This is a genomic window from Enterobacter cloacae complex sp. 372C4, from assembly GCF_050030615.1.
GTDB classification, from domain to species: Bacteria; Pseudomonadota; Gammaproteobacteria; order Enterobacterales; family Enterobacteriaceae; genus Enterobacter; species Enterobacter intestinihominis.
Genome location: NZ_JBLGUQ010000002.1, coordinates 178,672 through 205,078, shown reverse-complemented (window position 1 = coordinate 205,078; position 26,407 = coordinate 178,672). Strand labels below are relative to the sequence as shown.

The following is a 26,407-nucleotide window of genomic DNA, read 5'->3' as shown; positions in this document are numbered from 1 at the left end:
TGATCTTATTTCATTATGGTGAAAGTTGGAACCTCTTACGTGCCGATCAACGTCTCATTTTCGCCAAAAGTTGGCCCAGGGCTTCCCGGTATCAACAGGGACACCAGGATTTATTTATTCTGCGAAGTGATCTTCCGTCACAGGTATTTATTCGGCGCAAAGTGCGTCGGGTGATGCTGCCAACTTACTGATTTAGTGTATGATGGTGTTTTTGAGGTGCTCCAGTGGCTTCTGTTTCTATCAGCTGTCCCTCCTGTTCAGCTACTGACGGGGTGGTGCGTAACGGCAAAAGCACCGCCGGACATCAGCGCTATCTCTGCTCTCACTGCCGTAAAACATGGCAACTGCAGTTCACTTACACCGCTTCTCAACCCGGTACGCACCAGAAAATCATTGATATGGCCATGAATGGCGTTGGATGCCGGGCAACCGCCCGCATTATGGGCGTTGGCCTCAACACGATTTTCCGCCATTTAAAAAACTCAGGCCGCAGTCGGTAACCTCGCGCATACAGCCGGGCAGTGACGTCATCGTCTGCGCGGAAATGGACGAACAGTGGGGATACGTCGGGGCTAAATCGCGCCAGCGCTGGCTGTTTTACGCGTATGACAGGCTCCGGAAGACGGTTGTTGCGCACGTATTCGGTGAACGCACGATGGCGACGCTGGGGCGTCTTATGAGCCTGCTGTCACCCTTTGACGTGGTGATATGGATGACGGATGGCTGGCCGCTGTATGAATCCCGCCTGAAGGGAAAGCTGCACGTAATCAGCAAGCGATATACGCAGCGAATTGAGCGGCATAACCTGAATCTGAGGCAGCACCTGGCACGGCTGGGACGGAAGTCGCTGTCGTTCTCAAAATCGGTGGAGCTGCATGACAAAGTCATCGGGCATTATCTGAACATAAAACACTATCAATAAGTTGGAGTCATTACCCGCTTAAAAATAATAAAAGCAGACTTGACCTGATAGTTTGGCTGTGAGCAATTATGTGCTTAGTGCATCTAACGCTTGAGTTAAGCCGCGCCGCGAAGCGGCGTCGGCTTGAACGAATTGTTAGACATTATTTGCCGACTACCTTGGTGATCTCGCCTTTCACGTAGTGAACAAATTCTTCCAACTGATCTGCGCGCGAGGCCAAGCGATCTTCTTCTTGTCCAAGATAAGCCTGTCTAGCTTCAAGTATGACGGGCTGATACTGGGCCGGCAGGCGCTCCATTGCCCAGTCGGCAGCGACATCCTTCGGCGCGATTTTGCCGGTTACTGCGCTGTACCAAATGCGGGACAACGTAAGCACTACATTTCGCTCATCGCCAGCCCAGTCGGGCGGCGAGTTCCATAGCGTTAAGGTTTCATTTAGCGCCTCAAATAGATCCTGTTCAGGAACCGGATCAAAGAGTTCCTCCGCCGCTGGACCTACCAAGGCAACGCTATGTTCTCTTGCTTTTGTCAGCAAGATAGCCAGATCAATGTCGATCGTGGCTGGCTCGAAGATACCTGCAAGAATGTCATTGCGCTGCCATTCTCCAAATTGCAGTTCGCGCTTAGCTGGATAACGCCACGGAATGATGTCGTCGTGCACAACAATGGTGACTTCTACAGCGCGGAGAATCTCGCTCTCTCCAGGGGAAGCCGAAGTTTCCAAAAGGTCGTTGATCAAAGCTCGCCGCGTTGTTTCATCAAGCCTTACGGTCACCGTAACCAGCAAATCAATATCACTGTGTGGCTTCAGGCCGCCATCCACTGCGGAGCCGTACAAATGTACGGCCAGCAACGTCGGTTCGAGATGGCGCTCGATGACGCCAACTACCTCTGATAGTTGAGTCGATACTTCGGCGATCATCGCTTCCCTCATGATGTTTAACTTTGTTTTAGGGCGACTGCCCTGCTGCGTAACATCGTTGCTGCTCCATAACATCAAACATCGACCCACGGCGTAACGCGCTTGCTGCTTGGATGCCCGAGGCATAGACTGTACAAAAAAACAGTCATAACAAGCCATGAAAACCGCCACTGCGCCGTTACCACCGCTGCGTTCGGTCAAGGTTCTGGACCAGTTGCGTGAGCGCATACGCTACTTGCATTACAGCTTACCAACCGAACAGGCTTATGTCCACTGGGTTCGTGCCTTCATCCGTTTCCACGGTGTGCGTCACCCGGCAACCTTGGGCAGCAGCGAAGTCGAGGCATTTCTGTCCTGGCTGGCGAACGAGCGCAAGGTTTCGGTCTCCACGCATCGTCAGGCATTGGCGGCCTTGCTGTTCTTCTACGGCAAGGTGCTGTGCACGGATCTGCCCTGGCTTCAGGAGATCGGAAGACCTCGGCCGTCGCGGCGCTTGCCGGTGGTGCTGACCCCGGATGAAGTGGTTCGCATCCTCGGTTTTCTGGAAGGCGAGCATCGTTTGTTCGCCCAGCTTCTGTATGGAACGGGCATGCGGATCAGTGAGGGTTTGCAACTGCGGGTCAAGGATCTGGATTTCGATCACGGCACGATCATCGTGCGGGAGGGCAAGGGCTCCAAGGATCGGGCCTTGATGTTACCCGAGAGCTTGGCACCCAGCCTGCGCGAGCAGCTGTCGCGTGCACGGGCATGGTGGCTGAAGGACCAGGCCGAGGGCCGCAGCGGCGTTGCGCTTCCCGACGCCCTTGAGCGGAAGTATCCGCGCGCCGGGCATTCCTGGCCGTGGTTCTGGGTTTTTGCGCAGCACACGCATTCGACCGATCCACGGAGCGGTGTCGTGCGTCGCCATCACATGTATGACCAGACCTTTCAGCGCGCCTTCAAACGTGCCGTAGAACAAGCAGGCATCACGAAGCCCGCCACACCGCACACCCTCCGCCACTCGTTCGCGACGGCCTTGCTCCGCAGCGGTTACGACATTCGAACCGTGCAGGATCTGCTCGGCCATTCCGACGTCTCTACGACGATGATTTACACGCATGTGCTGAAAGTTGGCGGTGCCGGAGTGCGCTCACCGCTTGATGCGCTGCCGCCCCTCACTAGTGAGAGGTAGGGCAGCGGGCACTGTTGCAAATAGTCGGTGGTGATAAACTTATCATCCCCTTTTGCTGATGGAGCTGCACATGAACCCATTCAAAGGCCGGCATTTTCAGCGTGACATCATTCTGTGGGCCGTACGCTGGTACTGCAAATACGGCATCAGTTACCGTGAGCTGCAGGAGATGCTGGCTGAACGCGGAGTGAATGTCGATCACTCCACGATTTACCGCTGGGTTCAGCGTTATGCGCCTGAAATGGAAAAACGGCTGCGCTGGTACTGGCGTAACCCTTCCGATCTTTGCCCGTGGCACATGGATGAAACCTACGTGAAGGTCAATGGCCGCTGGGCGTATCTGTACCGGGCCGTCGACAGCCGGGGCCGCACTGTCGATTTTTATCTCTCCTCCCGTCGTAACAGCAAAGCTGCATACCGGTTTCTGGGTAAAATCCTCAACAACGTGAAGAAGTGGCAGATCCCGCGATTCATCAACACGGATAAAGCGCCCGCCTATGGTCGCGCGCTTGCTCTGCTCAAACGCGAAGGCCGGTGCCCGTCTGACGTTGAACACCGACAGATTAAGTACCGGAACAACGTGATTGAATGCGATCATGGCAAACTGAAACGGATAATCGGCGCCACGCTGGGATTTAAATCCATGAAGACGGCTTACGCCACCATCAAAGGTATTGAGGTGATGCGTGCACTACGCAAAGGCCAGGCCTCAGCATTTTATTATGGTGATCCCCTGGGCGAAATGCGCCTGGTAAGCAGAGTTTTTGAAATGTAAGGCCTTTGAATAAGACAAAAGGCTGCCTCATCGCTAACTTTGCAACAGTGCCCCACATCTTTTGTCACCAACGAGCGGCTGCCTATCACCGCACCGTGCCCGATCTTGATTCCGGGCATGACCATTGCCTCAGAGCCGATCCAAACGTCATTGCCAATGACAGTATTACCTGCTTTTTGGAAGGCATCGAGTGCGCTTGAGAATGCAGGTTCTTCCTGCATATAAAAGAACGGGAAAGATGATGCCCAGTCGTACCGATGCCCCTGATTGCCAGCCATGATAAAGGAAGCCCCACTCCCGATAGAGCAGAAACTACCGATGATCAACTTATCAACGTCATCACGGTCCGGAAACAGATACCGTGCGCAGTCATCGAATGAGTGCCCATGATAGTAGCCAGAGTAATAGCTGTACCGCCCAACTTTGATATTGGGGTTCTTCACTTGCTCAGAAAGCAGCTTGCCTTTGAAGGGGCTATCAAAGTAGTTGGTCATAAGAGATCCCGCGGTCTGTGACTTTGCCGTCTAACGTTTGAAATAAGGGGCGCCGAGCGCCAGCGAGGGGAGCCAAAAGCTTGCTTTTGGCCGTCCCGACTTGATTGAAGGGTTGGGCGATTTTGCCATTAGATTTTTTATAAATTTAGTGTGTTTAGAATGGTGATCGCATTTTTCTTGGCTTTTATGCTTGATGTTAAATTCGACCCCAAGTTTCCTGTAAGTGCGGACACAAAAACATATTTATGTCCTGATTTGCTTATAATAAACCCTTCAAACCATCCGTTTTGTAAGGTTCTATTTGCTGTGAATCCTGCACCAGTTTTCCCATACAGTTTTGTACTATTATCCAGATCTTGTAGATACATGTTCTCTATGGTGTTTTCTATGGCTGAGTTTTTAACTGGGAGATTGTGATTAATAATTTTACGCAGGAATTGAATTTGTTCTTCTGGTGAAATTTTTAAGCTACTTTCGAGCCATGCTTCTGTTAATCCGTTGTTTCTTTCTTTATCTCCAGAGAAGTCTTGATTTCCATAATCAAAATCTTTGAGATAATTCTTGATTTTATTTAATCCAATTTTTTGGGTTATTTCTTGCGAAACCCAAACAACAGAAAATTGCATCCACGTCTTTGGTGTATGATTGCTGTTCCAGATCTCCATTCCTTTGGGGGTTTTATCCCATTTGAATATGGTTTTCTGATCTATTATTTCCGCATCAAATGCCATAAGTGATAATGCGATCTTGAAAGTTGAATCTGGTGCCATTTGCGTTGCACACTTTGCTTTATTGAATTGAGCAATTTCAGCGTTTGTGGATGCATCGTAAAGTAAAAAACAACCTTCAGTTCCTTCAAATAATGGAGATGCAACAGTAGAGATATCTGTTGATGCACTGGCGCTGCTGTAGATAATATTTGCAATTATTAAAAAAATAGCGAAGTTGATATGTATTGTGTTTTTCATAATAAGTATTGGTTTGGTAAAGGGCTTAATTTTAACGGCTAACAATTAATGAGGCTCCGGGTTCGCCCAACGTTTGACATGAGGGGCGGCCAAGGGCGCCAGCCCTTGGACGTCCCCCTCGATGGAAGGGTTAGGCATCACTGCGTGTTCGCTCGAATGCCTGGCGTGTTTGAACCATGTACACGGCTGGACCATATGGGGTGGTTACGGTACCTTGCCTCTCAAACCCCGCTTTCTCGTAGCATCGGATCGCTCGCAAGTTGCTCGGCGACGGGTCCGTTTGGATCTTGGTGACCTCGGGATCATTGAACAGCAACTCAACCAGAGCTCGAACCAGCTTGGTTCCCAAGCCTTTGCCCAGTTGTGATGCATTCGCCAGTAACTGGTCTATTCCGCGTACTCCTGGATCGGTTTCTTCTTCCCACCGTCCGTCCCCGCTTCCAAGAGCAACGTACGACTGGGCATACCCAATCGGCTCTCCATTCAGCATTGCAATGTATGGAGTGACGGACTCTTGCGCTAAAACGCTTGGCAAGTACTGTTCCTGTACGTCAGCAAGTGTCGGGCGTGCTTCTTCTCCGCCCCACCACTCGACGATATGAGATCGATTTAGCCACTCATAGAGCATCGCAAGGTCATGCTCAGTCATGAGGCGCAGTGTGACGGAATCGTTGCTGTTGGTCACGATGCTGTACTTTGTGATGCCTAACTTTGTTTTTGCGTTGCTCATGATGTCTAACTCCCAATTTGTGTAGGGCTTATTATGCACGCTTAAAGGCACTGTTGCAAAGTTAGCGATGAGGCAGCCTTTTGTCTTATTCAAAGGCCTTACATTTCAAAAACTCTGCTTACCAGGCGCATTTCGCCCAGGGGATCACCATAATAAAATGCTGAGGCCTGGCCTTTGCGTAGTGCACGCATCACCTCAATACCTTTGATGGTGGCGTAAGCCGTCTTCATGGATTTAAATCCCAGCGTGGCGCCGATTATCCGTTTCAGTTTGCCATGATCGCATTCAATCACGTTGTTCCGGTACTTAATCTGTCGGTGTTCAACGTCAGACGGGCACCGGCCTTCGCGTTTGAGCAGAGCAAGCGCGCGACCATAGGCGGGCGCTTTATCCGTGTTGATGAATCGCGGGATCTGCCACTTCTTCACGTTGTTGAGGATTTTACCCAGAAACCGGTATGCAGCTTTGCTGTTACGACGGGAGGAGAGATAAAAATCGACAGTGCGGCCCCGGCTGTCGACGGCCCGGTACAGATACGCCCAGCGGCCATTGACCTTCACGTAGGTTTCATCCATGTGCCACGGGCAAAGATCGGAAGGGTTACGCCAGTACCAGCGCAGCCGTTTTTCCATTTCAGGCGCATAACGCTGAACCCAGCGGTAAATCGTGGAGTGATCGACATTCACTCCGCGTTCAGCCAGCATCTCCTGCAGCTCACGGTAACTGATGCCGTATTTGCAGTACCAGCGTACGGCCCACAGAATGATGTCACGCTGAAAATGCCGGCCTTTGAATGGGTTCATGTGCAGCTCCATCAGCAAAAGGGGATGATAAGTTTATCACCACCGACTATTTGCAACAGTGCCGTAATTAATACCTTGCGCCCATTCAGGCGACCGCTTCCCTGATAGCTGTCTTCTCCATGATCGGGGCGCGGTTGCATTTTCCCCGCCAGCCCGGGAAAGGGCTGCTGCTGCTGTTGAAAAGGCGGCGCCGGAAAACGCGCAGAATTGGTTTTATTGATGGTCTTTTTTTCCTTGTTTAAGCCAGCCATTCAATTACCTCTCATTATTTATCACAAAGACTAATAAGCGTAGACCAAAATGAATGGCATGACCTATATTATCCAGCTACACTTAATTTTCTCGGAATATTACCCCCCCTACTTTCCTCTACCGTTGCGCTTATATCCCCACCAACGTTAGATTTAATTTAAACAATATTATTTGAGACTTATCCAGTTCGCAGTGTTAATAAATAGCAACCACACTTAACATTTCAACCTTGGCAAAAGGAGAACATATGAAATTATCCATAACGCCATTATTATGTTGTTTTTTATTGTCGCCAGCGCTTGCTGATGATAACGGCGGGTTGAAAAATGATACAGCTCCACCGCCAGCCCACGCTCTGGATGAAGGTTATCGTGGGACTGAAGATGCAAGAATCATGACTGTCGAACAGGCCAAAACGATGCATGACGGTGCGACCATTTCTCTGCGAGGTAATCTCATCGAGGATCAAGACGGAGACAAATTTGGGGTTCTAGGGATTTTCCGTCCAAAAACGACAAAGTGCTCTGGAGGCCCCGCCGTCTGTGGCCTCCAGAGGGGTATTACTTTTTTCGAGATCCCTATTTGGGCTCTGTTTGAGTAAGATTTAGTCTTTTTGGGCTAAATCCATGGCATTCGAAGAACGTGTCCAAATCTTGTCCGAGGCAGAACAAGATGAGTTATATGGACCCCCCGCTTTCACCTCCGCCGACCAACGCTTCTTTTTCTCGCTGAACGATAAGGAACTGGCGATCGCTAAAAGCCTCCGTCATCGGGGCCAGCGTTACATGCTGGTGGTACTGCTGGGCTATTTCAAAGCCAAGCCGGTGGTGCTGAATCCCGGCTTTCATCAGATCAAGCAGGACCTCAAATACGTTTATCAAACCGTTCTACCAGGCCCAGGCTGTAGACCCTTTAATCTCACGCCAAAAGAGAACGAACGGATTTACCAACGTGTTTTCCAGCTCTGCAACTACCAGCGCTGGAATGTCAAAGACCATGGAGCGGCGTTGAGAGATTACTTATCCCAGCAAGCCAGAGCCTGGACAGCGCCTAGGCACCTCTTCGATGCGGCCAATGAATATTGTTCGGGGCAGAAGATCGCAATCCCTGCCTACAGCACGCTGCAAAAGATCATCAGTCAGGTGGTGGGAGACGAACAGGAACACATGGCCGCGCACCTTGAGCGTGCAATGTCACGCGGTCTTAAGCAAGCACTGGCGGAGCTCGTGAACGGCACAGGTCCACTGCCGTTCCGACAGTTGCGACAATCGGCTCGTAACTTCACCGGAACCGAGTTGGAGAAAGAACTGATTGTCTATCGCCATATCCAGCATTGGATGCCGGAAGTGGATCTGCTGTTGAGCACGCTATCACTGTCGCAGAAAAATCTGCAACACCTGGCAGAGAAAGTCGACTACTACGGTGCCAAACTGAAACGTCAAACCGTAGGCAGCCAATGGCTGTATTTATTGTGCTATCTTCAAACGCGATGGCAGCAAGCGCTGGAACGTATTGCCGATGGCTTTGTGCATCATGTCAGACAGACCAAACAGAAGGCAAAGGATTATGCGCAGGAAGCGGTGTTTAAGGATTGGCAAAAAGCAGCTAAAAATGTCAGCAAGGCAGCTGAAGTACTGCACCTGTTCATTGATGACAGCATTGATCTGCAACTACCGTTTGCAACAGTAAGACAGCAAGCACTGAGCCTGCTGACCAAAAGGGATCTGGAATCTGTATGTCTCTTCCTGAACGAGCAGCGACGATCGGTCGATGAAGCCATGTGGCAGTACTGCGACGAGAAAGAAAGTCTGCGGAAAGGTTTGCTGCGAGAGTTGTTCCTATGTCTGCGCTTCGAAGGCTGCGACGGCACCCAGCACTTAGCGGCCGCCTTGGCGAAAACACAAAACGAACTCAACGGCCAGGACGCTCAGTTGCAAACTGCCGACACCAGACTCCTTTCCAAAAAATCACGTGAATTCCTGCTGGATGGTGAAGGGAATATCCTGATCGATCGTTATGAGTGGTTCCTCTATCAACAGATTCCTGATCGCCTGAATGGCCAGCTGACGCTGCCTGATATCACTAAATACCGGGCACTCGACGCCGACCTGATCGACGGGGAACATTGGCGAAAAAACAAATATACGCTGCTTCAACAGAGCCATTTTACAAAATTAGCGGAGGAGCCTGAAAAGCTGATCAAACAGATGGCCATGGAATTGGATACCCGTTTGTACGAAGTCGGCGAATATCTTGAACAGGAAGACAACCGGAATATCATCTTGCGTAATCCGCAGGGTAAACGCTTCTGGCGCCTGCCTTCGGCCAGCAAACATCATCTGGTCAACAATCCCTTCTTCCAGCAAATTCCCACAACGGGGATTGCGGATGTACTGCGCATGGTTGATCGTGACACCGGTTTCATTGACTGCTTCGCTCATGTGCTGGGTTCCCAATCCAGAAGCCGTTCCCATGAATATGACCTGTTGGCAATTCTGGTCGGCAATGCAACCAATCAAGGCATTTACGGCATGGCACAGATCTCTGATCGTACCTATGATCAGCTCAGCACTATCCAGGCGAACTATCTTCGCCTGGAAACATTGAATGCTGCTAACGACAACATCAATAACGCGACAGCCAAGCTACCCATCTTCCGGTACTACAACATCCAGGAAGATGTGATCCACGCCAGTGCCGATGGTCAAAAGTTCGAAGCCCGGCGCGAGACCTTCAAAACCCGTTATTCGTCGAAGTACTTTGGCACTCAAAAAGGTGTTTCTGCCATGACCTTGATCGCCAATCACGCTGCGATCAACGCCAGAGTGATCGGCGCCAACGAACATGAATCGCACTACATCTTTGATTTGTTGATGAGCAATACGTCAGACATCATTCCGGATGTGCTCTCAACCGATACCCATGGGGTGAACCATGTGAACTTCGCGTTACTGGATCTGTTCGGATACCAGTTTGCCCCACGCTATGCCCAGGTTGGCAAAGTGATCAATGACATGTTTGATGTCAAGGAAGACAAAGAACACCGAATTCAGCTGTGCTTAAAAAAGCCAATCAATACCCATCGTATTGCGCAGCACTGGGATACCATCCAACGGATTGCAGTATCACTTAAGCAGCGGAAAACAACGCAAGCCACCTTGGTGAGAAAGCTCTCGGAGTACAAGCGCAATCACCCGCTGCTGGAAGCCCTGACGGAATACAATCGCCTGGTGAAAGCGAATTATCTACTGTGCTACATCGATGATGCCAGTTTAAGAAACTATGTTCAGCGCGCGCTGAACCGGGGAGAGGCCTATCACCAACTGCGTCGGGCCGTGAGCAGCGTCAATGGGGATCAGTTCCGGGGCAGTTCAGACGAAGAAATCCAGCTATGGAATGAGTGCGCTCGCCTGGTCACCAATGCCATCGTTTACTTCCACTCCAGGATACTCAGCCAGCTGTTGACCAGCTTCGAATACCAAGGAGATACCAAGAGAATAGATATCGTCAAACAGGCATCCCCTGTGGCCTGGCACAACATTAACCTCAAGGGGACTTACCACTTCGAATTGAGCGAAAAATTGCCAGATCTGGAGGAGCTTATGCGCTCAATCGAGGGATATTTACCCGTCAGCGAAAAGTAATACCCCTCTGGAGGCCACGGACGGCGCGGCCTCCAGAGCACTTTGTCGTTTTTGGACGGAAAATCCCTAGAACCCCATTTTGCCATTCAGATGTGCCGCGAGATCGGATTACCTCTGTTTCCGGGTTTTAGTGCCGAGGCCAGAGAAACTCTCCTCCACTACCGTTGGCCGGGCAATATTCGTGAACTGAAAAACGTCGTGGAGCGATCCGTTTACCGGCATGGAACCAGTGATTACCCGCTGGATGAGATAATCATTGACCCCTTCCGCCGCCACACTACTCAGCCGCAGGCGCCGGAAACTAAACCGATGTCTGTAGGGTTACCGCTGGATCTGCGTGAATTCCAGCAGCAGCAAGAGAAAGACTTTCTACAAACCAGCTTACAGCAGGCAAAATTTAACCAGAAAAAAGCCGCTGAATTACTGGGTCTGACTTACCATCAGCTTCGCGCTTTGCTGAAAAAACACCAGATTTAACGCACATTTGCAGATGTCATATTGGCGGATTTGACGCATAACCTCATCAGGGTTTACCATGACGCCATTACTGTATAAAAAAAACAGGTACAAATATGGCTCTGGCACTCGTTGGCGAAAAAATTGACAGAAACCGTTTCACCGGTGAGAAAATTGAAAATAGTACATTTTTTAACTGTGATTTTTCAGGTGCCGACCTGAGCGGCACTGAATTTATCGGCTGTCAGTTCTATGATCGTGAAAGCCAGAAAGGGTGCAATTTTAGTCGTGCGATGCTGAAAGATGCCATTTTTAAAAGCTGTGATTTATCCATGGCGGATTTTCGCAATTCCAGTGCGCTGGGCATTGAAATTCGCCACTGCCGCGCACAAGGCGCAGATTTCCGCGGCGCAAGCTTTATGAATATGATCACCACGCGCACCTGGTTTTGTAGCGCATATATCACGAATACCAATCTAAGCTACGCCAATTTTTCGAAAGTCGTGTTGGAAAAGTGTGAGCTGTGGGAAAACCGTTGGATAGGTGCCCAGGTACTGGGCGCGACGTTCAGTGGTTCAGATCTCTCCGGCGGCGAGTTTTCGACTTTCGACTGGCGAGCAGCAAACTTCACACATTGCGATCTGACCAATTCGGAGTTGGGTGACTTAGATATTCGGGGCGTTGATTTACAAGGCGTTAAGTTGGACAACTACCAGGCATCGTTGCTCATGGAGCGACTTGGCATCGCGGTGATTGGTTAGCATTCACGGAGCGGTAAGTACCGCTCCCGCCCTTATACAATAGTGTCCGCCCTTGCCTTAAAAGTCACTTTCGACGCACAGATCGTAAACGTTAGAGGGTTCCGGTCCCCCCATCAGAACACCAGACCTGACCAGACGTATAGCTGTTCTCCCGAGCGGCCAGGGTGACATAAAGCGGCGCGATTTCCACCGGTTGACCAGGGCGTCCCAGCGGCGCATTTGCCCCAAATTTCTCCACCTTTTCCTGCGGTTGACCACCACAGCACTGCAGTACAGTCCAGTATGGACCCGGCGCGACGGCATTGACACGGATCCCTTTCGGGGCCAGCTGTTTCGCCAGCGATTTAGTAAATGCCACGATAGCTGCTTTAGTCTGAGCATAATCAAGCAAGATTTCACTTGGCTCATAAGCCTGTACGGAGGAGGTATTAATTATCACGCTGTCTGGTGAAAGATGGGGTATGGCCGCTTTGGTGATCCAAAACATAGCGTAAACATTGGTTTTGAATGTTGCGTCGAAGTCTTCTGTGGTGAGTTCCTCAATTGACTCACAAAATTGCTGACGACCCGCATTATTGACGAGGATATCCAACCCTCCCAGTCCTTTTACCGCCTGTGTTACCAGATGACCGCAAAAAGCCTCATCACGGATATCTCCGGGGATGGCCAAAACATTTCTGCCTGCTTTTTTTATCAGATCGACCACTTCACGCGCATCGTCTTCTTCTTCAGGTAAATAGTTAATCGCAACATCAGCGCCTTCACGAGCATAGGCAATAGCAACAGCACGACCAATCCCTGAATCCCCACCGGTAATTAAGGCACTGTTGCAAAGTTAGCGATGAGGCAGCCTTTTGTCTTATTCAAAGGCCTTACATTTCAAAAACTCTGCTTACCAGGCGCATTTCGCCCAGGGGATCACCATAATAAAATGCTGAGGCCTGGCCTTTGCGTAGTGCACGCATCACCTCAATACCTTTGATGGTGGCGTAAGCCGTCTTCATGGATTTAAATCCCAGCGTGGCGCCGATTATCCGTTTCAGTTTGCCATGATCGCATTCAATCACGTTGTTCCGGTACTTAATCTGTCGGTGTTCAACGTCAGACGGGCACCGGCCTTCGCGTTTGAGCAGAGCAAGCGCGCGACCATAGGCGGGCGCTTTATCCGTGTTGATGAATCGCGGGATCTGCCACTTCTTCACGTTGTTGAGGATTTTACCCAGAAACCGGTATGCAGCTTTGCTGTTACGACGGGAGGAGAGATAAAAATCGACAGTGCGGCCCCGGCTGTCGACGGCCCGGTACAGATACGCCCAGCGGCCATTGACCTTCACGTAGGTTTCATCCATGTGCCACGGGCAAAGATCGGAAGGGTTACGCCAGTACCAGCGCAGCCGTTTTTCCATTTCAGGCGCATAACGCTGAACCCAGCGGTAAATCGTGGAGTGATCGACATTCACTCCGCGTTCAGCCAGCATCTCCTGCAGCTCACGGTAACTGATGCCGTATTTGCAGTACCAGCGTACGGCCCACAGAATGATGTCACGCTGAAAATGCCGGCCTTTGAATGGGTTCATGTGCAGCTCCATCAGCAAAAGGGGATGATAAGTTTATCACCACCGACTATTTGCAACAGTGCCGATTTGCTCACATCCAGCTTTTGTTAGTTCGTCAACCTGGTGCGCCACATCCTGAAGATGCGTAGATTTACGTGCATAGCCGATTTTCATTCTTTTCTCGCTAATTAGTTATGGGGTTATTGTTATGTTGATACAGTAACGAGTTTTGTTACATGAGGGGAGTCATTTTTCGGGAGAAGTCAGGACTTTTCAAGACTGTCACAAAAACCATCGTTTTTGATACATTAATTTAACCAATAGGTTGCAGATCAAATCGCCTGTAACAGCCTTTCTGGCTGTTTGTCGTTTTCAGAAGACGGCTGCACTGAACGTCAGAAGCCGACTGCACTATAGCAGCGGAGGGGTTGGATCCATCAGGCAACGACGGGCTGCTGCCGGCCATCAGCGGACGCAGGGAGGACTTTCCGCAACCGGCCGTTCGATGCGGCACCGATGGCCTTCGCGCAGGGGTAGTGAATCCGCCAGGATTGACTTGCGCTGCCCTACCTCTCACTAGTGAGGGGCGGCAGCGCATCAAGCGGTGAGCGCACTCCGGCACCGCCAACTTTCAGCACATGCGTGTAAATCATCGTCGTAGAGACGTCGGAATGGCCGAGCAGATCCTGCACGGTTCGAATGTCGTAACCGCTGCGGAGCAAGGCCGTCGCGAACGAGTGGCGGAGGGTGTGCGGTGTGGCGGGCTTCGTGATGCCTGCTTGTTCTACGGCACGTTTGAAGGCGCGCTGAAAGGTCTGGTCATACATGTGATGGCGACGCACGACACCGCTCCGTGGATCGGTCGAATGCGTGTGCTGCGCAAAAACCCAGAACCACGGCCAGGAATGCCCGGCGCGCGGATACTTCCGCTCAAGGGCGTCGGGAAGCGCAACGCCGCTGCGGCCCTCGGCCTGGTCCTTCAGCCACCATGCCCGTGCACGCGACAGCTGCTCGCGCAGGCTGGGTGCCAAGCTCTCGGGTAACATCAAGGCCCGATCCTTGGAGCCCTTGCCCTCCCGCACGATGATCGTGCCGTGATCGAAATCCAGATCCTTGACCCGCAGTTGCAAACCCTCACTGATCCGCATGCCCGTTCCATACAGAAGCTGGGCGAACAAACGATGCTCGCCTTCCAGAAAACCGAGGATGCGAACCACTTCATCCGGGGTCAGCACCACCGGCAAGCGCCGCGACGGCCGAGGTCTTCCGATCTCCTGAAGCCAGGGCAGATCCGTGCACAGCACCTTGCCGTAGAAGAACAGCAAGGCCGCCAATGCCTGACGATGCGTGGAGACCGAAACCTTGCGCTCGTTCGCCAGCCAGGACAGAAATGCCTCGACTTCGCTGCTGCCCAAGGTTGCCGGGTGACGCACACCGTGGAAACGGATGAAGGCACGAACCCAGTGGACATAAGCCTGTTCGGTTCGTAAACTGTAATGCAAGTAGCGTATGCGCTCACGCAACTGGTCCAGAACCTTGACCGAACGCAGCGGTGGTAACGGCGCAGTGGCGGTTTTCATGGCTTGTTATGACTGTTTTTTTGTACAGTCTATGCCTCGGGCATCCAAGCAGCAAGCGCGTTACGCCGTGGGTCGATGTTTGATGTTATGGAGCAGCAACGATGTTACGCAGCAGGGCAGTCGCCCTAAAACAAAGTTAACCCAGGATGAGAACCTTGAAAGTATCATTGATGGCTGCGAAAGCGAAAAACGGCGTGATTGGTTGCGGTCCAGACATACCCTGGTCCGCGAAAGGGGAGCAGCTACTTTTTAAAGCATTGACCTACAATCAGTGGCTTCTGGTGGGTCGCAAGACGTTTGAATCTATGGGCGCACTCCCCAATAGGAAATACGCGGTCGTTACCCGCTCAGGTTGGACATCAAATGATGACAATGTAGTTGTATTTCAGTCAATCGAAGAGGCCATGGACAGGCTAGCTGAATTCACCGGTCACGTTATAGTGTCTGGTGGCGGAGAAATTTACCGAGAAACATTACCCATGGCCTCTACGCTCCACTTATCGACGATCGACATCGAGCCAGAGGGGGATGTTTTCTTCCCGAGTATTCCAAATACCTTCGAAGTTGTTTTTGAGCAACACTTTACTTCAAACATTAACTATTGCTATCAAATTTGGAAAAAGGGTTAACAAAGCTATGCAATCGACGGCAAAAAGCTTCGTTCGCTTCGCGCACTACGCCTTTTCCGCGATTGATAGCGACGTTATGTGAATATTGAAATGAGCATTCCAAAGAAAGGAAGTAGAAAAATTATCGTGGGCGAAAATGAGTTTTTGTGGCTCATTAGGTCAAAACTCACATATTCGCAGGACTGTTTAGGTACAGAAATGACTGCGGTCGTTGAACCGGATGCCGGTCCTCACTGATGAAGAAGTGAACACCGTACGGGAATCGTGCCGGCAGCTTGGAGCTATCGGCCGGAACCTCAACCAGGTGGCCAGGGCCTTGAACATCGAGTTCAGGGAAAGTGACAAGCTCAAGCAAGAGGCCATCGAAAAACTGGCCGAACGGATCGACCAGCATTTGGACCATGTGTCTGAGCTGTTCGATAAGACCTGGAGCCGGTGGCACGATTGTCATTTTCAGAAGACGACTGCACCAGTTGATTGGGCGTAATGGCTGTTGTGCAGCCAGCTCCTGACAGTTCAATATCAGAAGTGATCTGCACCAATCTCGACTATGCTCAATACTCGTGTGGGCTCTGTTGCAAAAATCGTGAAGCTTGAGCATGCTTGGCGGAGATTGGACGGACGGAACGATGACGGATTTCAAGTGGCGCCATTTCCAGGGTGATGTGATCCTGTGGGCGGTGCGCTGGTATTGTCGCTATCCGATCAGCTATCGCGACCTTGAGGAAATGCTGGCGGAACGCGGCATTTCGGTCGACCATACGACGATCTATCGCTGGGTCCAGTGCTACGCCCCGGAGATGGAGAAGCGGCTGCGCTGGTTCTGGCGGCGTGGCTTTGATCCGAGCTGGCGCCTGGATGAAACCTACGTCAAGGTGCGGGGCAAGTGGACCTACCTGTACCGGGCAGTCGACAAGCGGGGCGACACGATCGATTTCTACCTGTCGCCGACCCGCAGCGCCAAGGCAGCGAAGCGGTTCCTGGGCAAGGCCCTGCGAGGCCTGAAGCACTGGGAAAAGCCTGCCACGCTCAATACCGACAAAGCGCCGAGCTATGGTGCAGCGATCACCGAATTGAAGCGCGAAGGAAAGCTGGACCGGGAGACGGCCCACCGGCAGGTGAAGTATCTCAATAACGTGATCGAGGCCGATCACGGAAAGCTCAAGATACTGATCAAGCCGGTGCGCGGTTTCAAATCGATCCCCACGGCCTATGCCACGATCAAGGGATTCGAAGTCATGCGAGCCCTGCGCAAAGGACAGGCTCGCCCCTGGTGCCTGCAGCCCGGCATCAGGGGCGAGGTGCGCCTTGTGGAGAGAGCTTTTGGCATTGGGCCCTCGGCGCTGACGGAGGCCATGGGCATGCTCAACCACCATTTCGCAGCAGCCGCCTGATCGGCGCAGAGCGACAGCCTACCTCTGACTGCCGCCAATCTTTGCAACAGAGCCTCCGTCGCCATGCTCACCTCGCTTTGGTGCACACGAGTATTGAGCATAGTCGAGATTGGTGCAGATCACTTCTGATATTGAACTGTCAGGAGCTGGCTGCACAACAGCCATTACGCCCAATCAACTGGTGCAGTCGTCTTCTGAAAATGACACTGTTTGTATATAATCATGAAAAAATGGTGAGTAGAGTTTCAGGGTAACAGGGGATGCTTATGTCGGTTTTCCACAACTGGCTACTTGAGATCGCATGTGAGAATTACTTCGTCTACATCAAACGCCTTTCCGCCAACGATACCGGCGCAACAGGTGGTCACCAGGTAGGGCTTTATATCCCTTCAGGTATCGTTGAAAAACTCTTTCCGTCTATCAACCATACCCGTGAACTGAACCCTTCGGTTTTTCTCACCGCACATGTGTCATCGCATGATTGCCCTGACAGCGAAGCCAGGGCAATTTATTATAACAGCCGTCATTTTGGTAAAACCCGGAATGAAAAAAGGATTACCCGCTGGGGTAGAGGCAGCCCACTTCAGGATCCTGAAAATACAGGGGCTCTGACGCTCCTGGCTTTCAAGCTTGATGAGCAAGGGGGGGACTGTAAGGAAGTAAATATTTGGGTATGCGCCAGCACTGATGAAGAGGACGTCATTGAGACCGCTATTGGTGAAGTTATACCCGGAGCGCTTATATCCGGCCCCGCAGGACAGATTCTAGGCGGACTATCTCTACAGCAAGCGCCAGTAAATCATAAATATATTCTACCTGAAGACTGGCACCTGCGCTTTCCGTCGGGAAGTGAAATTATTCAGTATGCAGCCAGCCATTATGTGAAAAATTCCCTTGATCCGGATGAGCAACTTCTTGACCGCCGGCGCGTGGAGTACGACATATTTCTATTGGTTGAGGAACTGCATGTTCTGGATATCATCCGGAAAGGATTTGGCTCTGTGGATGAATTTATTGCGCTGGCCAATTCTGTCAGCAATCGCCGTAAATCCAGAGCCGGGAAGTCGCTGGAACTGCACCTGGAGCATCTATTCATTGAGCACGGCCTGCGACACTTTGCGACGCAGGCCATCACAGAAGGTAATAAAAAACCCGATTTCCTTTTCCCTTCCGCAGGGGCTTACCACGATACTGAGTTTCCCGTAGAAAATCTGCGCATGCTGGCAGTCAAGACTACCTGTAAGGATCGCTGGCGTCAGATACTGAATGAGGCCGATAAAATTCATCAGGTGCATCTGTTTACACTCCAGGAGGGAGTTTCTCTGGCTCAATATCGGGAGATGCGGGAGTCGGGTGTCAGATTGGTCGTGCCATCATCTCTGCACAAAAAATACCCGGAGGCGGTGAGAGCTGAGCTAATGACGCTAGGTGCGTTTATTGCTGAGCTGACAGGGCTTTACGCAGATATTCCATAGATTATCTCCCGGCATAAATACCGGGAGGAGCGATCAGATTCGTTCAACCTTGCACGAATCGGCATTAACCGCTTTCAGGATATAAGGTTCAAGCAGTTTGGCTACGGCTTCAAACACGGGCACCACTACGGAGTTACCGAACTGCCTGTACGACTGAGTGTCTGACACAGGAATGCGAAAAGGCCTGCCATCTACTTTTTCAAAACCCATAAGGCGCGCGCACTCTCGCGGAGTCAGCCTGCGGGGCCGATGCGCCTGATTTTCTTCGTTCGCGAAGTCTGTTTCACCTGTGGCCATATCCCAGCCACGGTCTATCAGAATTTCAGACCCGTCTTTGTGATAGCGAGCAGAAAGCGTACGGGCAATGCTTTCTTTATTTTCAGGATTAACGAGGCCAAAACCGAATCCGTTACCCTTAGCTGCGTGCTTTTTGGCGTAGTTATAGAGATACTCCCAGAGTTTCGGCGTCAGTATATATTTGCTGTCAACCACGGGTTCCAGCAGTTCGCCAAATGACGGACGCTGTTCCGGATAAAAACGACTAATATCGCGCAGGGTAAAGCCCTGGTGAATGTTCAGATCACGGCGGAAACCGACCAAAACGATACGTTCTCGGTGCTGAGGTAAAAAGTGCTTTCCGTCGATAACTTTAGGATCGTTTTTGCCCATCTCAGCTGCATCCGCAACTTCATAGCCCAGTTCGTCGAGGGTATCCATGATGACTTTAAAGGTTTTACCCTTGTCATGGCTCTTCAGGTTTTTAACGTTTTCAAGAACAAAGATGGCAGGTTTTTTTGCGCGGATAATACGCGCCACATCGAAGAAAAGCGTTCCCTGAGCCTCACATTCGAAACCATGCGCGCGCCCGAGCGAGTTTTTCTTGCTTACGCCCGCAAGGCTAAACGGTTGACAGGGGAAACCTGCTAGAAGTACATCATGATCCGGCACATGCTCATTAATGTAAGCATAGGCATCGTTTTCAGGTACTTCAGGTTTATCACTGAGCGTGACTTCACGAATATCGAGATTGAAAGTGTGTTCCTGAGCATCGTTAAACCAGTTAGCTTTATATGTGCGCACAGCCTCTTTATTCCATTCACTGGTAAAAACGCACTGGCCACCGATGGTTTCGAAGCCCTTCCGTATACCTCCAATCCCAGCAAACAGGTCAATAAACCGGAAGGCATAGTCAGGGTGATGTGCAGGCGCTTCCGGAAGCATTTTTCGTAGAAGTTCCTCTTCGGCTAACGTCAGCGTCTTAGGTGAGCACTTACCATTAATCCAGCGATTAAGAGTCTCGCGACTCCACTCATTTTTACCAACTTTTCTAAGCAGTTCAGCCACGTACTTCTGGTCATAGATTTCCAGCACCTGCCCGAGCAGCTTTTTATCATTTTCCTGTCGCAGTTGTTCTTCCGCTTCTGCTTTCTCAAGCAGATCCTGCGCCAGTAATTCAAATTCAGACATATTGCCTCCATTGGGTCTTATGGGTGAAACTGTATCACTCATTTGACCCAGATTGAATGTTTTTATCTGGATATTTAAACAGGTTTATTGTTAGGTAACGCACGTTGGCCACGCTGGAGCGTCTTCTGGGCCTGCTGTCGGCCTTTGAGGTCGTGGTATGGATGACGGATGGCTGGCCGCTGTATGAACCCCGCCTGAAGGGAAAGCTGCACGTTATCAGCAAGCGTTACACTCAGCGCATTGAGCGACATAACCTGAATCTGAGACAACATCTGGCAAGGCTGGGACGGAAGTCACTGTCGTTCTCAAAATCGGTGGAGCTGCATGACAAGGTCATCGGGCATTATCTGAACATAAAACACTATCAGTAAGTTGGAGTCATTACCGGTTCTCTTTGTCTTTTAGTGATTCTATAAACCTCATTACGTCTGAATATAAAAATCTATTATTTGATTTATGTGGCTCATGAGGTTGTGGGATGGTCTTGTTTTTGAATGTGCCAGTTTTCTTAATGGCAAAGATTAACTCACCTTCTGTTATTCCTAACATTTCAGCAAATGTTTTTGCTTCTATAGTTACTGACTTCATTTAATTAACTCTCATGGTATCGATTTTCTTTACCGGCATCTTTAACAATGGTGCTCGTTTCTAGTGTTGCTGCGGTACGCTTCATCATCGTCTGCGGGGCGGTTGCGATAGTGAAGGAGCTGCCGGGCGTGAGCAAATCTATCAGGCGCTGGCCGCTGATAATCTCCATCCGTTCACTGGCAATACTGACAGATTTTGAACCTGCGCCGGTTTTCCCGGTATGGCAAAACAGACCGCGACAGTTATGACGTTTAAGCAACTTCTCGAACTCCTGTACGTGCTGTAAAGCAATATGGCCGCGATAGCGTTTAGCCTGAATAAGATAGCGATATTTTCCTATTATTACCTGGCCGTCAATGCCTCCATCGCCGGTATAGCGTTTGTTTCTGATGGTTCTGAAGCCATGCGCTTCAAATCCTTCCAGCAACAGTTCTTCAAACACAAAAGGATCAATTTTCCTCAGGTAGTTAATTTTTTGGGCACTGTTGCAAAGTTAGCGATGAGGCAGCCTTTTGTCTTATTCAAAGGCCTTACATTTCAAAAACTCTGCTTACCAGGCGCATTTCGCCCAGGGGATCACCATAATAAAATGCTGAGGCCTGGCCTTTGCGTAGTGCACGCATCACCTCAATACCTTTGATGGTGGCGTAAGCCGTCTTCATGGATTTAAATCCCAGCGTGGCGCCGATTATCCGTTTCAGTTTGCCATGATCGCATTCAATCACGTTGTTCCGGTACTTAATCTGTCGGTGTTCAACGTCAGACGGGCACCGGCCTTCGCGTTTGAGCAGAGCAAGCGCGCGACCATAGGCGGGCGCTTTATCCGTGTTGATGAATCGCGGGATCTGCCACTTCTTCACGTTGTTGAGGATTTTACCCAGAAACCGGTATGCAGCTTTGCTGTTACGACGGGAGGAGAGATAAAAATCGACAGTGCGGCCCCGGCTGTCGACGGCCCGGTACAGATACGCCCAGCGGCCATTGACCTTCACGTAGGTTTCATCCATGTGCCACGGGCAAAGATCGGAAGGGTTACGCCAGTACCAGCGCAGCCGTTTTTCCATTTCAGGCGCATAACGCTGAACCCAGCGGTAAATCGTGGAGTGATCGACATTCACTCCGCGTTCAGCCAGCATCTCCTGCAGCTCACGGTAACTGATGCCGTATTTGCAGTACCAGCGTACGGCCCACAGAATGATGTCACGCTGAAAATGCCGGCCTTTGAATGGGTTCATGTACAGCTCCATCAGCAAAAGGGGATGATAAGTTTATCACCACCGACTATTTGCAACAGTGCCAATTAATTCTCCAACCTGTTTGGCGGCCATAGCATAAGCAATAGCTGAGCCAGCACCGCCTGTTCCAGCTAGATAGACTCTTTTACCTGTCACATCGAAGCCTCTTTTCAAAAGGCTCGATACGAAACCTTCACCATCGAGCATATCCCCATGTAGTTGGCCCTGAGCATTCCTCCTGATGACGTTGCATCCTCCGATTGCCATAGCAGATTCACTGGCTGAATCAATTAATGAAAGCGCATGTTGTTTGTGAGGCATCGTTATAATGGCACCACGAAAATTCTGAATACATTTCAGACCATTGACAGCGGTTTGCAGACCTACAGAGTTTATATGGAGAGGGACCATCAAAGTGTCGGGGATTTGTTTTTCAAGGATGGCGGCATTTATCATGAGTGGAGCGCTGACCTGAGCGATCGGGTCACCTATGATCGACAACAGTTGCAATTTACCACTAACAATACTGAGTTCATTCATCACTGATACCCGTATGTAAAATAAATTAACCAGACTATTTTACATAGGATTACATGAAAGACTGGTTTAATGGCAAGTAGAAATGCTGTATCAGCCACCTCAACAGGGGAAGACACATCTACATACAGTGATTGAAGGTTACGCCTTCAAATGCTCATATGTCAATAACGTAATTAGAGAATTTGTAGAAACCTACATGTCAGGCTTATTGCGAGATATAATAGATTTAAATTGTACTTTTAATACCTGATACAACGATAAATCTCCAAAATTTGGTGTAAATAATTATCTCATCTGTATTTTTTAGTGGAACATTCGTATTGTCCTGTCCCCCGTTGACTACACATTCTGAAGTGAGGGATGTCTGTTCTTAGAACGAAGCGGACAAGATGGCTGGGTTAGAGGTCCGCTGTGAGCGAAAAGCAGTCCTAATATTGCTGTACTTGTTGTGATTGAAAGACGGGTAGCCGGAAGTCGCCTTGACCCGCATGGCATAGGCCTATCGTTCCCACGATCAGCGATCGGCTCGTTGCCCTACGCCGCTCCAAAACCCGCGACGCAGCGCCGGCAGGCAGAGCAAGTAGAGGGCGGCACCTGCAATCCATGCCCACCCGTTCCACGTTGTTATAGAGGCCGCATAGATCGCCGTGAAGAGGAGGGGCCCGACGATCGAGGTCAGGCTGGTGAGCGCCGCAAGAGATCCTTGAAGCTGCCCCTGACGTTCCTCATCTACCTGCCTGGACAACACTGCTTGCAGCGCCGGCATTCCGATGCCACCCGAAGCAAGCAGGACCATAATCGGGAACGCCATCCATCCCCTTGTCGCCAAGGCAAGCAGGATGTAGCCTGCGCCGTCGGCAATCATTCCGAGCATGAGTGCCCGCCTTTCGCCGAGCCTGGTGGTTACAGGGCCGGTGATCATTGCCTGGGCGAGTGAATGTAGAATACCAAATGCGGCAAGCGAAATGCCGATCAAGCTCGTGTCCCAATGAAAGCGATCCTCGCCGAAGATGACCCAAAGCGTGGCCGGCGCCTGTCCGACGAGTTGCATGATGAAGAAGACAGCCATCAGGGCGGCGATGACGGTCATGCCCCGGACCCACCGGAACGAAGCGAGCGGGTTGAGAGCCTCCCGGCGTAATGGTCGACGTTCGCCTTTGTGCGACTCCGGCAAAAGGAAAATGCCCATCAGGAAATTGAGGCCATTCAAGGCTGCTGCGGCGAAGAACGGAGCATGGGGGGAGAAACTGCTCATCAGCCCACCGAGCACAGGTCCCGCGACCATCCCGAACCCGAAACAGGCGCTCATGAAGCCGAAGTACCGCGCGCGCTCATCCCCATCTGTGATATCGGCAATATAGGCGCCGGCTACCGCACCAGTCGCCCCGGTGATGCCGGCCACGATGCGCCCGATATAGAGAACCCAAAGGAAAGGCGCCGTCGCCATGATGGCGTAGTCGATAGCGGCGCCGGACAGCGAGACGAGCAAGACCGGCCGCCGGCCGAAACGATCCGATAGCGCACCCAGCACAGGCGCGCAGGCAAATTGCATCAACGCATACAGCGCCAGCAAAATGCCATAGTGGGCGGTGACGTCGTTCGAGTGAACCAGATCTCGCAGGAGGCCCGGCAGCACCGGCATAATCAGGCCGATGCCGACAGCGTCGAGCGCGACAGTGCACAGTATTACGATCAGGGGTCTGTTGGGTTTCACGTCTGGCCTCCGGACCAGCCTCCGCTGGCCTCCGGACCAGCCTCCGCTGGTCCGATAGAACTCACGGATCCTTTATCACTGATAAGTTGGTGGACATATTATGTTTATCAGTGATAAAGTGTCAAGCATGATAAAGTTGCAGCCTAATACAGTTATCCGTGTCGCCCTGGACCTGTTGAATGAGGTCGGCGTAGAGGCTCTGACGACACGCAAACTGGCTAAACGGTTGGGGGTTCAGCAGCCGGCGTTATACTGGCACTTCAGGAACAAACGGGCGCTGCTCGACGCACTGGCCGAAGCCATGCTGGCGGAGAATCATACGCATTCGGTGCCGAGAGTCGACGACGACTGGCGCTCATTTCTGATCGGGAATGCCCGCAGCTTCAGGCAGGCGCTGCTCGCTTATCGCGATGGCGCGCGTATCCATGCTGGCACGAGACCGGGCGCACCGCAGATGGAAGTGGTCGACGCGCAGCTTCGCTTCCTCTGCGAGGCGGGTTTTTCGGCTTGGGACGCCGTCAATGCGCTGATGACAATCAGCTACTTCACTGTTGGGGCCGTGCTTGAGGAGCAGGCCGGCGACAGCGATGCCGGTGAGCGCGGCGGCACCATTGAACAGGCTCCGTTGTTGCGGGCCGTGATAGACACCTTCGACGAAGCCGGTCCGGACGCAGTGTTCGAGCTGGGGCTCGCGGTGATTGTCGATGGATTGGCGAAAAGGAGGCTCGTTGCGAGGAACATTCAAGGGCCGAGAAAGGGTGACGATTGATCAGGACCGCTGTCGGAGCGCAACCCGCTCACTACAGCAGAGCCATATAGACAACATCCCCTCCCCCTTTCCACCGCCTCGTGCGCCTGGCGGGCAAGAGCCAGGGCGGCCGTCTTCACATTCTGCCCTGCGCAGATAAGATAGATTTAGCGTGGACTCAAGGCTCTCGCGAATGGCTCGCGTTGGAGGCTTTCATTGATACTTGTGGGGCACCGCAGGGAAATACCGGCTATGTCGTGCTGCGCATCGCAGCCTGCGCCCTTGACTTGTCTCGCCTCTCGGGACTCACCCCTTGATACTGAACAATATCGCCAGCAGCTTCAGTCCTGTCCCGATAACCACCCCGTGGTATCCACTCCGATTTCAGACTGCGGAACAGTCATTCTGCAAAGCATTATCCCAGCAGTTCCCGCTGCGGCTCATGCTGAGCATCATTCCATATTGAGCGGCCAGAATCCGGTACGGCAGGCTGCAATATTGGGTTCCCTGGTCCGAATGGAAAATTATACCTCCCGGGCAACCTCGGCCCTGCCAAGCCATTGCCAGCGCTTGTTTTTGCAAGCAGGCTGTTTGCTTCTGACGAGAACGCCCAGACCACTAATTTATCTGTATATATTCAAGTTTCATCTTGTTTCCCCATGTAAGTATCCCTGCAAAACGAACCATTCACTTTTAGAGATCCTCCGACATACTAATTATGTCCTCTGAGGAGATCTCCATGCGTAAAGTCCGATTCACCGAGCTGCAGACATTCGGCCGGCACTGTTGCAAATAGTCGGTGGTGATAAACTTATCATCCCCTTTTGCTGATGGAGCTGCACATGAACCCATTCAAAGGCCGGCATTTTCAGCGTGACATCATTCTGTGGGCCGTACGCTGGTACTGCAAATACGGCATCAGTTACCGTGAGCTGCAGGAGATGCTGGCTGAACGCGGAGTGAATGTCGATCACTCCACGATTTACCGCTGGGTTCAGCGTTATGCGCCTGAAATGGAAAAACGGCTGCGCTGGTACTGGCGTAACCCTTCCGATCTTTGCCCGTGGCACATGGATGAAACCTACGTGAAGGTCAATGGCCGCTGGGCGTATCTGTACCGGGCCGTCGACAGCCGGGGCCGCACTGTCGATTTTTATCTCTCCTCCCGTCGTAACAGCAAAGCTGCATACCGGTTTCTGGGTAAAATCCTCAACAACGTGAAGAAGTGGCAGATCCCGCGATTCATCAACACGGATAAAGCGCCCGCCTATGGTCGCGCGCTTGCTCTGCTCAAACGCGAAGGCCGGTGCCCGTCTGACGTTGAACACCGACAGATTAAGTACCGGAACAACGTGATTGAATGCGATCATGGCAAACTGAAACGGATAATCGGCGCCACGCTGGGATTTAAATCCATGAAGACGGCTTACGCCACCATCAAAGGTATTGAGGTGATGCGTGCACTACGCAAAGGCCAGGCCTCAGCATTTTATTATGGTGATCCCCTGGGCGAAATGCGCCTGGTAAGCAGAGTTTTTGAAATGTAAGGCCTTTGAATAAGACAAAAGGCTGCCTCATCGCTA

General features: G+C 51.4%; 23 protein-coding genes and 7 pseudogenes. 14 read left to right on the top strand and 16 right to left on the bottom strand.

Features of this window, described 5'->3' with window-relative positions; translation table 11 throughout:
- Positions 1-224: 224 nt before the first annotated feature.
- Positions 225-922, top strand: a protein-coding gene (locus tag ACQG11_RS24080) for an IS1-like element IS1B family transposase (RefSeq protein WP_095033700.1) whose coding sequence is annotated in 2 segments (ribosomal slippage) — positions 225-474 and positions 474-922 — 699 coding nt in all. Because the reading frame shifts where the segments join, the coding sequence is not laid out codon by codon here.
- Between the two features lie 95 nt (positions 923-1,017).
- On the opposite strand, the pseudogene aadA1 reads toward ACQG11_RS24080, so the two are convergent.
- Positions 1,018-1,856 (bottom strand): annotated as a pseudogene (aadA1, locus tag ACQG11_RS24075) (ANT(3'')-Ia family aminoglycoside nucleotidyltransferase AadA1).
- A gap of 145 nt (positions 1,857-2,001) precedes the next feature.
- On the opposite strand from aadA1, the gene intI1 (ACQG11_RS24070) reads away from it, so the two are divergent.
- Both intI1 (ACQG11_RS24070) and ACQG11_RS24065 read left to right on the top strand, forming a co-directional pair.
- Positions 2,002-3,015: a class 1 integron integrase IntI1 gene (intI1, locus tag ACQG11_RS24070; protein ID WP_000845039.1), complete on the top strand. Its 1,014-nt coding sequence runs from the start codon at positions 2,002-2,004 to the stop codon at positions 3,013-3,015.
- Between the two features lie 70 nt (positions 3,016-3,085).
- Positions 3,086-3,790 carry an IS6-like element IS26 family transposase gene (locus tag ACQG11_RS24065; protein ID WP_001067855.1) on the top strand — a complete coding sequence of 235 codons (705 nt, stop codon included), beginning with the start codon at positions 3,086-3,088 and terminating at the stop codon, positions 3,788-3,790.
- A 53-nt stretch (positions 3,791-3,843) separates the two neighbouring features.
- On the opposite strand, the pseudogene ACQG11_RS24060 reads toward ACQG11_RS24065, so the two are convergent.
- The 5 genes and pseudogenes from ACQG11_RS24060 to ACQG11_RS24040 form a co-directional block, all read right to left on the bottom strand.
- Positions 3,844-4,284 (bottom strand): annotated as a pseudogene (locus ACQG11_RS24060) (CatB-related O-acetyltransferase); the annotation flags it as partial.
- Between the two features lie 137 nt (positions 4,285-4,421).
- Complete coding sequence (locus ACQG11_RS24055) at positions 4,422-5,252, bottom strand: oxacillin-hydrolyzing class D beta-lactamase OXA-1 (protein WP_001334766.1); 831 nt, start codon at positions 5,250-5,252, stop codon at positions 4,422-4,424.
- A gap of 130 nt (positions 5,253-5,382) precedes the next feature.
- Positions 5,383-5,937, bottom strand: a complete 555-nt coding sequence (locus ACQG11_RS24050) for a fluoroquinolone-acetylating aminoglycoside 6'-N-acetyltransferase AAC(6')-Ib-cr5 (protein ID WP_063840321.1) — start codon at positions 5,935-5,937, stop codon at positions 5,383-5,385.
- A gap of 143 nt (positions 5,938-6,080) precedes the next feature.
- On the bottom strand, positions 6,081-6,785 hold the full coding sequence (locus ACQG11_RS24045) for an IS6-like element IS26 family transposase (protein WP_001067855.1): 705 nt from the start codon (positions 6,783-6,785) through the stop codon (positions 6,081-6,083).
- 35 nt (positions 6,786-6,820) lie between these two features.
- Positions 6,821-7,036, bottom strand: a pseudogene (locus tag ACQG11_RS24040) (NAD(P)-dependent dehydrogenase); the annotation flags it as partial.
- A gap of 248 nt (positions 7,037-7,284) precedes the next feature.
- On the opposite strand from ACQG11_RS24040, the gene ACQG11_RS24035 reads away from it, so the two are divergent.
- The 4 genes and pseudogenes from ACQG11_RS24035 to ACQG11_RS24020 all read left to right on the top strand — a co-directional run bounded on the left by ACQG11_RS24035 (position 7,285) and on the right by ACQG11_RS24020 (position 11,898).
- Complete coding sequence (locus ACQG11_RS24035) at positions 7,285-7,638, top strand: hypothetical protein (RefSeq protein ID WP_022631167.1); 354 nt, start codon at positions 7,285-7,287, stop codon at positions 7,636-7,638.
- A 25-nt stretch (positions 7,639-7,663) separates the two neighbouring features.
- Complete coding sequence (locus tag ACQG11_RS24030; protein ID WP_426728915.1) at positions 7,664-10,681, top strand: Tn3-like element IS3000 family transposase; 3,018 nt, start codon at positions 7,664-7,666, stop codon at positions 10,679-10,681.
- A gap of 75 nt (positions 10,682-10,756) precedes the next feature.
- Positions 10,757-11,158 (top strand): annotated as a pseudogene (locus ACQG11_RS24025) (helix-turn-helix domain-containing protein); the annotation flags it as partial.
- 95 nt (positions 11,159-11,253) lie between these two features.
- Complete coding sequence (locus ACQG11_RS24020) at positions 11,254-11,898, top strand: quinolone resistance pentapeptide repeat protein QnrB1 (RefSeq protein WP_014386481.1); 645 nt, start codon at positions 11,254-11,256, stop codon at positions 11,896-11,898.
- Positions 11,899-11,989: 91 nt separating this feature from the next.
- Here ACQG11_RS24020 and ACQG11_RS24015 read toward each other — a convergent pair.
- From ACQG11_RS24015 to intI1 (ACQG11_RS24005), 3 genes and pseudogenes are all read right to left on the bottom strand, one after another.
- Positions 11,990-12,721 (bottom strand): annotated as a pseudogene (locus tag ACQG11_RS24015) (SDR family oxidoreductase); the annotation flags it as partial.
- A gap of 49 nt (positions 12,722-12,770) precedes the next feature.
- Positions 12,771-13,475 carry an IS6-like element IS26 family transposase gene (locus tag ACQG11_RS24010; RefSeq protein ID WP_001067855.1) on the bottom strand — a complete coding sequence of 235 codons (705 nt, stop codon included), beginning with the start codon at positions 13,473-13,475 and terminating at the stop codon, positions 12,771-12,773.
- 545 nt (positions 13,476-14,020) lie between these two features.
- Positions 14,021-15,034: a class 1 integron integrase IntI1 gene (gene intI1, locus ACQG11_RS24005; RefSeq protein WP_000845048.1), complete on the bottom strand. Its 1,014-nt coding sequence runs from the start codon at positions 15,032-15,034 to the stop codon at positions 14,021-14,023.
- 155 nt (positions 15,035-15,189) lie between these two features.
- On the opposite strand from intI1 (ACQG11_RS24005), the gene dfrA14 reads away from it, so the two are divergent.
- The 4 genes from dfrA14 to ACQG11_RS23985 all read left to right on the top strand — a co-directional run bounded on the left by dfrA14 (position 15,190) and on the right by ACQG11_RS23985 (position 18,532).
- A complete protein-coding gene (gene dfrA14, locus ACQG11_RS24000; protein WP_004201280.1) occupies positions 15,190-15,663 on the top strand; it encodes a trimethoprim-resistant dihydrofolate reductase DfrA14 in 474 nt (157 codons plus the stop codon).
- A 220-nt stretch (positions 15,664-15,883) separates the two neighbouring features.
- A complete protein-coding gene (gene mobC, locus ACQG11_RS23995; protein WP_001144737.1) occupies positions 15,884-16,150 on the top strand; it encodes a plasmid mobilization relaxosome protein MobC in 267 nt (88 codons plus the stop codon).
- Between the two features lie 142 nt (positions 16,151-16,292).
- Positions 16,293-17,057, top strand: coding sequence for an IS6-like element IS6100 family transposase (locus ACQG11_RS23990; RefSeq protein ID WP_001389365.1), 765 nt, complete (start codon positions 16,293-16,295; stop codon positions 17,055-17,057).
- 266 nt (positions 17,058-17,323) lie between these two features.
- Complete coding sequence (locus ACQG11_RS23985; protein WP_001749969.1) at positions 17,324-18,532, top strand: type II site-specific deoxyribonuclease; 1,209 nt, start codon at positions 17,324-17,326, stop codon at positions 18,530-18,532.
- A gap of 33 nt (positions 18,533-18,565) precedes the next feature.
- Here the strand turns inward: ACQG11_RS23985 and ACQG11_RS23980 are convergent, their stop codons facing one another.
- Positions 18,566-19,999: a DNA cytosine methyltransferase gene (locus ACQG11_RS23980; protein WP_001288432.1), complete on the bottom strand. Its 1,434-nt coding sequence runs from the start codon at positions 19,997-19,999 to the stop codon at positions 18,566-18,568.
- 98 nt (positions 20,000-20,097) lie between these two features.
- Between ACQG11_RS23980 and ACQG11_RS23975 the strand changes: the two are divergent.
- Positions 20,098-20,370: pseudogene (locus tag ACQG11_RS23975) on the top strand (IS1 family transposase); the annotation flags it as partial.
- Positions 20,371-20,380: 10 nt separating this feature from the next.
- Here ACQG11_RS23975 and ACQG11_RS23970 read toward each other — a convergent pair.
- The 5 genes from ACQG11_RS23970 to tet(A) all read right to left on the bottom strand — a co-directional run bounded on the left by ACQG11_RS23970 (position 20,381) and on the right by tet(A) (position 24,076).
- Positions 20,381-20,587: a hypothetical protein gene (locus tag ACQG11_RS23970; RefSeq protein ID WP_001749967.1), complete on the bottom strand. Its 207-nt coding sequence runs from the start codon at positions 20,585-20,587 to the stop codon at positions 20,381-20,383.
- A gap of 4 nt (positions 20,588-20,591) precedes the next feature.
- On the bottom strand, positions 20,592-21,029 hold the full coding sequence (locus ACQG11_RS23965; protein WP_020325134.1) for a restriction endonuclease: 438 nt from the start codon (positions 21,027-21,029) through the stop codon (positions 20,592-20,594).
- A gap of 88 nt (positions 21,030-21,117) precedes the next feature.
- On the bottom strand, positions 21,118-21,822 hold the full coding sequence (locus ACQG11_RS23960) for an IS6-like element IS26 family transposase (RefSeq protein ID WP_001067855.1): 705 nt from the start codon (positions 21,820-21,822) through the stop codon (positions 21,118-21,120).
- Positions 21,823-21,858: 36 nt separating this feature from the next.
- Entirely contained in the window at positions 21,859-22,362 is a 504-nt protein-coding gene (locus tag ACQG11_RS23955) for a shikimate dehydrogenase family protein (RefSeq protein ID WP_013851371.1), read from the bottom strand.
- A gap of 514 nt (positions 22,363-22,876) precedes the next feature.
- Positions 22,877-24,076: a tetracycline efflux MFS transporter Tet(A) gene (gene tet(A), locus ACQG11_RS23950; protein ID WP_031942321.1), complete on the bottom strand. Its 1,200-nt coding sequence runs from the start codon at positions 24,074-24,076 to the stop codon at positions 22,877-22,879.
- A 127-nt stretch (positions 24,077-24,203) separates the two neighbouring features.
- On the opposite strand from tet(A), the gene tetR reads away from it, so the two are divergent.
- Entirely contained in the window at positions 24,204-24,845 is a 642-nt protein-coding gene (tetR, locus tag ACQG11_RS23945; RefSeq protein ID WP_013851373.1) for a tetracycline resistance transcriptional repressor TetR, read from the top strand.
- Between the two features lie 363 nt (positions 24,846-25,208).
- Here the strand turns inward: tetR and ACQG11_RS23940 are convergent.
- Positions 25,209-25,412: pseudogene (locus ACQG11_RS23940) on the bottom strand (DDE-type integrase/transposase/recombinase); the annotation flags it as partial.
- A 254-nt stretch (positions 25,413-25,666) separates the two neighbouring features.
- Between ACQG11_RS23940 and ACQG11_RS23935 the strand changes: the two are divergent.
- Positions 25,667-26,371: an IS6-like element IS26 family transposase gene (locus ACQG11_RS23935; RefSeq protein ID WP_001067855.1), complete on the top strand. Its 705-nt coding sequence runs from the start codon at positions 25,667-25,669 to the stop codon at positions 26,369-26,371.
- Positions 26,372-26,407: the final 36 nt, after the last annotated feature.